Consider the following 8,532-nt stretch of genomic DNA (forward strand, 5'->3'; position numbering starts at 1 on the left):
CTTTTGATTTTGCTTTTAAGAACCAAGATCAAAAGATCGCAGCCTTCGGCAGCTCCTACAAGGGAGATCTATCCCAGGTTACTCACCGCGATAGATGCAACCGCTGGTGCACGTCTCGTGAATCCGGATCGCGCTCAGTTCCGGCAGCAGCGGCTTCATTTCATTCCAGATGAATTTGGCCAGCACTTCACTGGTTGGGTTTTCCAGGCCGGGAATGTCGTTCAGGTAGTTGTGATCGAGACGCTCGTACAGCGGTTTGAAGATCGCTTTGATTTCGGAGAAATCGCGGATCCAGCCGGTGTGCGGATCGAGGTCGCCACTGAGGTGAAGCGCCACTTTGAACGAGTGACCGTGCAGACGCCCGCACTTGTGGCCGTCCGGGACGTGCGGCAGGCGGTGGGCGGATTCGAAAGTAAATTCCTTGAAGATTTCCACGGTATTTTCGGCTCTGTTCAGATGGTGTTCGCCGCAGCGATTCGGGCAGGCGGCGAGTTTACCAGCTTGTGTTTGGCCGTGCTGACTAAAGGGTCAGCAAGCGCTCGGCGAGGCGACCATTGGCAGTCAGTTCAAGGAACTCATCACCGAGGCGACGGCTTTCGTCCATCGCTGCGTGCCAGTATTTCTGCCGGCTCGGCGCATCACCCATGAAGCGTTTGAAGTCATTGCGGTCGGGCAGTTTGCCGTAGGGCAGCCGCGCCAGATATTCCTTCGATGGCGCGAGCAGCAGCACGTCCTGCAAGCGCTCCACCGAAGCCTTGCGCCACGGCAGGGTCTTGTCGAACCAGCCGGGAATCACCCGATCAGTGAAGTGCGGATAGAGCACGATGCCGTCGCCGCTGTACGGCAGGTCGAGGTGATAATCGAGCAGACCGCCATCGCGGAACGTGCCAGCACCGGCGCCCGGCAGATCGCGCACGCCTTCCATGACCATCGGGATCGAACCCGAAGCCAGCAGCGCCTGACGCAGGTTGCCGGCATTCAGTGCAACGAAGCGCGACGGGAAATCGTTCAGCGCATTCACCGGTGGGGCGAGGCGCGGGTCGTGGATGATCAGCCGTTCGAAGTGCCGCGACAGCCGTGCGCGGCCGCGTAAGTTGTCGGCAATCACCGAACCCAGCGCCAGACCGAGGCGGCCGCGATGGTCATCGGCCAGACGTCCCTGACTTTTCACCACCATGATGTTCAAGCGGTAATCGGCATTATTGAGGATGCTTGCGTCGCGGCCGTCGAGCAGGTCATTGAGCATGCGCTGCGAGCTCTGACTGATCTCGGCCATGGTCACGCCTTTGTTGAAGTTCTGCTCGGCGTACAGATGACCGAGGCGGCGGATGCCTTCGGCGGCGTCCGGCAGACACGCGCTGGCAAAGCGCCAGGAACCGACCGAGGCGCCGATCAGCGAACGCTCGCGCGGCGCGCTGGGCAGCCATTCGCCGAACAACGCCAGATCCAGCCCCTGAATCCCCAACGCCTTCGGCCCACCGGCAGCACCGGGCAGGGTGCCGACGTCGGCAGCGTTCAGGCCTTGCGCACGGATACGCGCCATGGCGCGCGGGCCGGCCTTGAGGGTGAGGGCGGGGAATTTGATGTGGATGGCGGTCATACCGGTCTCGATCGTTAGCAAGCAAACAATTATAAGCACATGTTGCAAAACCTTGTAGGAGTGAGCCTGCTCGCGATAGCAGTGTGTCAGTTAACACTTATTTGACTGATAGACCGCTATCGCGAGCAGGCTCACTCCTACAGGGGTTGTATGTTGATTCAGAGCAATGATGGCAATTCAGTTTCAGTTAAGTTCATCCCGCTAAGGTGCCCACCGTAAGCAACACATAAAAATACGGAGACCCCATGAAAACCCTGACTGCCCTGTCCATTGCCTCGATCATTGGTTTTACTGCCAGCCTCGCCCACGCCCGCGATCTCGGCCCTGACGAAGCCCTGCGTCTGCGCGACGCTGGTACTATCGTCTCCTTCGAGAAGCTCAACGCCACCGCGCTGGCCAAACATCCGGGTTCGACGATCACCGACACCGAGCTGGAAGAGCAATACGGCAAGTACATCTACCAGATCGAAATGCGTGATCCGCAAGGGCTGGAGTGGGATCTGGAATTAGACGCGGTGACTGGGCAGGTTCTCAAGGATCATCAGGATACGTAATGAAGGTTAATGTTCGCGCCACCCGCCGCACGGCGTTGGCGCTGGTGATGTGTTGCTCGACGGCGATGGCTCGCGACCTCGGTCCGGACGAAGCCCTGAATCTGCGCAAGCAGGGCGTGATCCTGCCACTGGAGCAAGTGCTGCAGCAGGCGATGGATCGCTATCCCGGCGCAAAGTTGCTGGAAGTCGAGCTGGAAGAAAAACACGACGTCTACATTTATGAAGTCGAGTTGCTCACCGTCGAAGGTGTCGCCCGTGAGCTGCATTTGAAGGCCGATACCGGCGAACTTGTGAAAGACAAGGAAGATTGATCGATGCGTTTGCTATTGGTGGAAGACCATGTACCGCTGGCCGACGAACTGCTCGCCGGCCTGCAACGCCAAGGCTACGCTGTGGATTGGCTGGCGGACGGTCGTGATGCGCTGTATCAGGGCAGCAGCGAGCCCTATGACCTGATCATTCTCGACCTCGGCCTGCCCGGCGTGCCGGGCCTTGAAGTGCTGGCGCAATGGCGCGCCGGCGGTCTGGCGATCCCGGTGCTGATCCTCACGGCGCGCGATTCCTGGGCCGAACGCATCGAGGGCTTGAAGGCTGGCGCTGACGATTACCTGACCAAACCGTTCCATCCTGAAGAGCTGCAACTGCGCATTCAATCATTGTTGCGCCGCTCCAAAGGCCAGGCCAATCAGCCGACATTGCAGGCGGCCGGCCTGCATCTGGACGAGGGTCGGCAATGCGTGGTGCGCGATGGCGCCGACATTCAACTGACCGCCGCGGAATTCCGCCTGCTGCGCTATTTCATGCTGCACCCGGAACAGATCCTCTCCAAAAGCCACCTCGCCGAACACCTCTACGACGGCGAAACCGAGCGCGATTCCAACGTCCTCGAAGTTCACGTCAATCACTTGCGCCGCAAGCTCGGCAAAAGCGTGATCGAAACCCGTCGCGGCCAGGGTTACCTGTTCGGCGGGCAAGCTTCGTGAGGTCGATCCAGCGCCGTTTGAGCCTGGGTTTGATCAGCGTGATGGTGGTCGTCGGTGTAGTGGTGGCGCAAACCAGTCTGTGGTTGTTCGAAGTGGGTTTGCAGCGTTATCTCGAAGCCGGTCTGCGCAATGACAGCGAAAGTTTGCTGGTGGCGCTGGTGCGCGGCCCGCAGGGTTTGCAGCTGGATGAGCGTCATCTTTCACCGGCCTATCAGCGGCCGTTTTCCGGGCACTATTTCCGCATTGATTTTGCCGACAGCCATTGGCGTTCACGCTCGTTGTGGGATCAGGATCTGCCGCTACTCGACCATCCCGGTCTGCACAGCAATCTGCAACTGGGCCCGGACGGTCAGCAATTACTGGTGCTGCGCTCGGACTATCGGCGTCTGGGCCAATCGATTTCGATCAGCGTCGCGCAGGATTACACGCCGGTACGTGAGAGCTTTCAGCGCATGCGTCAGATCGGCCTTGGCCTTGGTCTGGCGGCGTTGCTGCTGATTCTGTTCTTGCAGCGCTTGACCGTACGCCGCGCGTTGAAGCCGCTGGAAAGGGCTCGCGAGCAGATCGCGCAATTGCAGCAGGGCCAGCGCTCGCAACTGGATGATCAGGTGCCGGTGGAACTGGAGCCGCTGGTGGCGCAGATCAACCATTTGCTGGCGCACACTGAAGACAGCCTCAAGCGCTCGCGCAATGCTTTGGGCAATCTCGGGCACGCGTTGAAAACGCCGCTGGCGGTGTTGTTGAGCCTGGCTTCCAGTGAAAAACTCGATGCGCATCCCGAGTTGCGCAAGGTGCTCAAGGAACAGCTGGAGCAGGTGCAGCAACGGCTCAATCGTGAATTGAACCGGGCACGGCTGTCCGGTGATGCACTGCCGGGGGCGCTGTTTGATTGCGATGCGGAACTGCCCGGACTGCTGGCGACGTTGAACATGATTCATGGCGAGCATCTGGCGCTGAGTTATGTCGCGCCGGCGGGGTTGCAGTTGCCGTGGGATCGTGAGGATTTGCTTGAGTTGCTCGGCAATCTGTTGGACAACGCCTGCAAGTGGGCGGATGCCGAAGTGCGTCTGAGTGTGATTGAACGTACGGACGGCTTTGCCCTGAGCGTGGAAGATGACGGCCCGGGGATTCCCGAAGAGCAGCGCACTGAGGTGTTCAGCCGGGGCACGCGGCTGGATGAGCAGACCCACGGGCATGGTCTGGGATTGGGGATTGTCCGCGATATTGTCGAGACCTGGGGCGGGTTGCTGGTGTTGGGCGAGAGTGAGTGGGGTGGGTTGAAGGTGGTGATCGAGTTGCCTCGGCGGTGAGTCTTTGAGAAGCCCCTCACCCTAGCCCTCTCCCGGAGGGAGAGGGGACTGACCGCGTTGTCTGGGAGAGGTACACCGACGTGAGATACCGAGTCGAACTCAGGGTTTGAAAGCATCACCGTGATTTGAAACACCGAGTCTGAACTCAGGTTTGAAAGCATCACCGTGATCTGAAATATGGAGCCGAACTCAGGTCTTGAATAACATGGAGATCGGCTCCCTTTCCCCCTCGCCCCCCTTGGGGGGAGAGGGCTGGGGTGAGGGGGGAATCCCACTGACACCCCACAACCTGCGAATCACACCCGAAACTGATCCATCAAACTCTGCTGCTGATTCGCCAGACTATTGAGCGACTGGCTCACCCGCGCCGACTCATTCGCCTGCCCGGACAACGACTCCGTTACATCACGGATCGTCGCCACGTTGTTGTTGATCTCCTCGGCCACCGCACTCTGCTCTTCCGCCGCGCTGGCAATCTGCAGATTCATGTCACTGATCACCGTCACCGCGTCGCCAATCTGGCGCAGCGCGGTCACGGCCTGGCCAACCTGTTCAACGCTACCCTGAGCCTGACGATGGCTGTTGCCCATCGACCCGACCACATCCTGTGTACCGCTCTGCAACTGCTCGATGACCTGACGGGTCTCTTCCACCGATTCCTGTGTGCGGCGGGCGAGGTTGCGGACTTCGTCGGCGACCACGGCAAAACCACGTCCGGCCTCACCGGCACGCGCCGCTTCGATCGCGGCGTTGAGCGCCAGCAAGTTGGTTTGTTCGGCGATGGCACGAATGGTTTCCAGCACCGCGCCGATCTTCTCGCTGTTGGCCGCCAGACCTTCGACTTGCACCATCGCCGCGCTCATGTCGGCGGCGAGGGTGTCGATGCTCGCGGTAGTGCGGTCGATCACGGTCAGGCCCTGGCGGGTCGCGCGATCAGCATCCTTGGCCGCTTCGGCAGCCTGCGCGGCGCTGCGGGCGACGTCTTGTGCGGTGGCGCTCATTTCGTGGGAGGCAGTGGCGACCTGATCGACCTGCCGATATTGCTGCTCCATGCCGGCGCTGGTCTGGGTCGCAATCGCTGAGGACTGATCGGCGGTGTTGCGCGCGTCCTGCACCGAGCGTTTCACTTCGGCGATGATCGGCTGCAACTTGTCGAGGAACTTGTTGAACCAACCGGCCAACTGACCCAGTTCGTCCTGCTTGTCGTAGGCCAGACGGCGGGTCAGATCACCTTCACCGCTGGCGATATCTTCGAGCATGTGTGCTACGCCGAGGATCGGTTTGGTCACGCTGCGCGCCATCAGCCACACCAGCAGCAAGCCGATTAGCGCGGCCAGCACGCCGAGACTCAATTCGATCAGCGTGCCGGAGTTGTTGCTCGCGTCCAGTTGTTGCTTGAGCGCTTCGGCACGGCTGACCAGGACTTTCTCCGGTACATCGAGCAAAACGCCCCACGACGGGCCGCCGGGAATCGGCGGGAACGGCGACAGCACTTTCAACTGACCGTTGCTGTGCAGGCTGCTGACGCTGCTGGTGGAAGCGAGTTTGCTAAGCAGTTCGGCGCCGCTGATTTTGTCCACGGCATCCAGACGCTGGCTGAGTTTGCCGGCGTCCGGGCTGTAACCGGCGAGCAGGCCGGCGGGGCTGATGATGCTCACGGCGGTCTGGCCGTCATAGAGTTTCTTGCTCGCGCCCTGACTGATCGCTTGCAGGCTGTTGAGGTTGATGTCGACCGACAGCGAGGCGATGACTTTACCGTTGACCATCAGCGGGAAGACGATGCTGGTCATCAGCACCTTCTGGCCGTCGATCACATAGAAGTACGGTTCGATTACACACGGTTTGAGCGTGGCACGCGGGCAGGTAAACCAGGCGTTCGCAGCTTGGCCGCTAGGGCCGGTGCTGGTGTCGGCCATGTCGCTTTCCGGCAGGGCCATCGAGGTGACTTTACCTGGCGTCGGTTGCGACCAGTACAGGGCGAAACGGCCCTTGTCATTGCTGCCTAATTCGGCTTGGCCGGCGAACAATTCGTCCTTGCCGTCCAGGGCGTTGGCTTCGAACACCAGCGACAGGCCGAGCAAGTCCGGGTTGGCTTGCAGCGCCGATTTGACCTGACGGGTCATGTCCTCACGCAGGTCGAAGGCATCGAGGAAACGCTTCTCGGCTTGTTCGCGCAGAAACAGCACCTGTCGCGAGAAGCCGTGGCCATATTGATAGGCGTCCATGAACTGCTGGCGAATGCCGGCGGCCTGCACTTCACCTTGCGACTCGATGCGCGCTTGCGCCGACTCGGTGAGCATTTCCATGCTCGAAGCTTTCACCAGTGCAGAACTGTGCTCCATGCGATACAGCGAAAGACCGACCAACAGGGTCACGATACCGGCCAGGCAGAGGCCGGCGAGCAGGGTGATTTTCCATTGGATGGAAAGTTGTCTGAGCGACATGGAGACGTCCTTATTCGATAAATATCTGAGACTTTGCAATGTAACGGCCCAAGAGCAGCTTTCTTGAGCTTCCAGCCGCAAGCTGCAAGTGAAAAAACGCAAAAGCTTGCCGCTTGTGACTTGCAGCTTGCCGCTGCTTCATTCACAGTGCGCGCCCTTCTAATAAGACCCTCTTTGCAAATCCGCCGGTCAACCTGTGCGGACTCATCCTGTCTGGCGGTGTGGTTTCCACCGCAGTGTTTTTCGAGGTAGTGAAATGAATGCAGTCATAGCGGCAGTCGGCGTCATGCTGGTGCTCAGCCTGTCCCGCGTGCACGTCGTGATCGCTTTGATCGTCGGCGCGCTGGTCGGCGGTCTGACCGGTGGTCTGGGCATCGACGCCACGCTCAAGGCGTTCAACAGTGGCCTGGGCGGCGGCGCGACGGTGGCGTTGTCCTACGCGTTGCTCGGCGCTTTCGCCGTGGCGATTGCCAAGTCCGGCCTGGCCCACGCGCTGGCCGACAAGGCGTTGGCGATGGTTGATCGTCAGCACGCGACCGGCGGTGGCAGCGTCAAATGGCTGCTGATCGGCCTGTTATGGGTGGTGGCGATCGCTTCGCAGAACATCCTGCCGATCCACATCGCGTTCATTCCGCTGCTGGTGCCGCCACTTCTCTATGTACTGACCAAGCTGCAACTCGACCGTCGCTTGATCGCCTGTGTCATGACATTCGGTCTGATCACGCCGTACATGTTCCTCCCGGTAGGCTTCGGTAACATTTTCCTCAATGAGATTTTGTTGGCGAATGTTGCGCGCAGTGGCGTCGACATCAGTGGCATCAACGTCACCCACGCCATGGGCATTCCGGCGCTGGGCATGTTGGTGGGGCTGGGCATTGCCTTTATCAGCTACCGCAAGAAACGCGTTTATGACCTGGCGAAGATCGAGCAAGTCGAACAGGTGGCGGTGCAGTACAACCCGCTCAGCCTGATGATTGCCGGTGTGGCGATTGCCGCCGCGTTCATTATTCAGTTGTTGCTGGACTCGATGATTATCGGCGCGCTGGCTGGCTTCCTGATCTTCTCGGCGTCCGGCATCGTCAAGTGGCGTGAGACCGACGATCTGTTCACCGAAGGCATGAAGATGATGGCGATGATCGGCTTCATCATGATCGCGTCTTCCGGTTTCGGCGAAGTGATCAAGGCCACCGGGGAAGTGCAGACACTGGTGCAAACGTCGGCGGCGTGGATCGATCACAGCAAGGGCATCGGCGCCTTGATGATGTTGCTGGTGGGGTTGCTGGTGACCATGGGCATCGGCTCATCCTTCTCGACAGTGCCGATCCTGGCGGTGATTTTCGTGCCGCTGTGCGTGCAACTGGGCTTCAGCCCGATCGCTATCGTGTGCATCGTTGGTACCGCCGGCGCGCTGGGCGATGCCGGTTCGCCAGCCTCGGATTCGACCCTCGGCCCGACCTCCGGCCTGAACATCGACGGCCAGCATCACCACATCTGGGACACCGTGGTGCCGACGTTCCTGCACTACAACCTGCCGTTGCTGGCGTTCGGCTGGGTGGCCGCGATGGTTCTCTGAACCCCACCGATCTCCTGTGGGAGATTCTATGGTTGAGGGGAAGCCCTCAACTGACTTTTGCCTGATAT

General features: G+C 60.1%; 8 protein-coding genes and 1 pseudogene. 5 read left to right on the top strand and 4 right to left on the bottom strand.

The features are described from left to right. Positions 1 to 78: 78 nt before the first annotated feature. Positions 79 to 435 (bottom strand): 6-carboxytetrahydropterin synthase QueD, encoded by a 357-nt coding sequence (gene queD / locus ACW9IR_RS27265; protein WP_007915588.1) that lies wholly within the window; start codon positions 433 to 435, stop codon positions 79 to 81. Between the two features lie 85 nt (positions 436 to 520). Further along, positions 521 to 1,600 (bottom strand): patatin-like phospholipase family protein, encoded by a 1,080-nt coding sequence (locus tag ACW9IR_RS27270; protein WP_457465721.1) that lies wholly within the window; start codon positions 1,598 to 1,600, stop codon positions 521 to 523. Positions 1,601 to 1,845: 245 nt separating this feature from the next. Here ACW9IR_RS27270 and ACW9IR_RS27275 point away from each other — a divergent pair, with 245 nt between their 5' ends. Genes ACW9IR_RS27275 through ACW9IR_RS27290 form a run of 4 tightly spaced genes read left to right on the top strand, consistent with a single transcriptional unit; the run spans position 1,846 to position 4,447 of the window. Beyond that, positions 1,846 to 2,154 carry a PepSY domain-containing protein gene (locus ACW9IR_RS27275; protein ID WP_122608638.1) on the top strand — a complete coding sequence of 103 codons (309 nt, stop codon included), beginning with the start codon at positions 1,846 to 1,848 and terminating at the stop codon, positions 2,152 to 2,154. After that, positions 2,154 to 2,465 (top strand): PepSY domain-containing protein, encoded by a 312-nt coding sequence (locus ACW9IR_RS27280; RefSeq protein ID WP_064118601.1) that lies wholly within the window; start codon positions 2,154 to 2,156, stop codon positions 2,463 to 2,465. Before ACW9IR_RS27275 ends, ACW9IR_RS27280 begins: the two co-directional genes overlap by 1 nt. A 3-nt stretch (positions 2,466 to 2,468) precedes the next feature. Then, a complete protein-coding gene (locus ACW9IR_RS27285; RefSeq protein ID WP_007915592.1) occupies positions 2,469 to 3,137 on the top strand; it encodes a response regulator transcription factor in 669 nt (222 codons plus the stop codon). Then, positions 3,134 to 4,447: a sensor histidine kinase gene (locus ACW9IR_RS27290; protein WP_122597046.1), complete on the top strand. Its 1,314-nt coding sequence runs from the start codon at positions 3,134 to 3,136 to the stop codon at positions 4,445 to 4,447. The genes ACW9IR_RS27285 and ACW9IR_RS27290 overlap by 4 nt, the downstream gene beginning before the upstream one ends. A gap of 296 nt (positions 4,448 to 4,743) precedes the next feature. Here the strand turns inward: ACW9IR_RS27290 and ACW9IR_RS27295 are convergent, their stop codons facing one another. Continuing rightward, the gene (locus ACW9IR_RS27295) at positions 4,744 to 5,499 is read right to left on the bottom strand and encodes a methyl-accepting chemotaxis protein (RefSeq protein ID WP_371044236.1); all 756 of its coding nucleotides are present in this window, start codon (positions 5,497 to 5,499) and stop codon (positions 4,744 to 4,746) included. A 102-nt stretch (positions 5,500 to 5,601) separates the two neighbouring features. Continuing rightward, positions 5,602 to 6,891 (bottom strand): annotated as a pseudogene (locus ACW9IR_RS27300) (HAMP domain-containing protein); the annotation flags it as partial. A gap of 256 nt (positions 6,892 to 7,147) precedes the next feature. On the opposite strand from ACW9IR_RS27300, the gene ACW9IR_RS27305 reads away from it, so the two are divergent. Beyond that, positions 7,148 to 8,464 carry a Na+/H+ antiporter family protein gene (locus ACW9IR_RS27305; RefSeq protein ID WP_110720627.1) on the top strand — a complete coding sequence of 439 codons (1,317 nt, stop codon included), beginning with the start codon at positions 7,148 to 7,150 and terminating at the stop codon, positions 8,462 to 8,464. The last annotated feature ends 68 nt before the right edge of the window (positions 8,465 to 8,532 follow it).

Source organism: Pseudomonas sp. SDT291_1_S447, assembly GCF_054070155.1.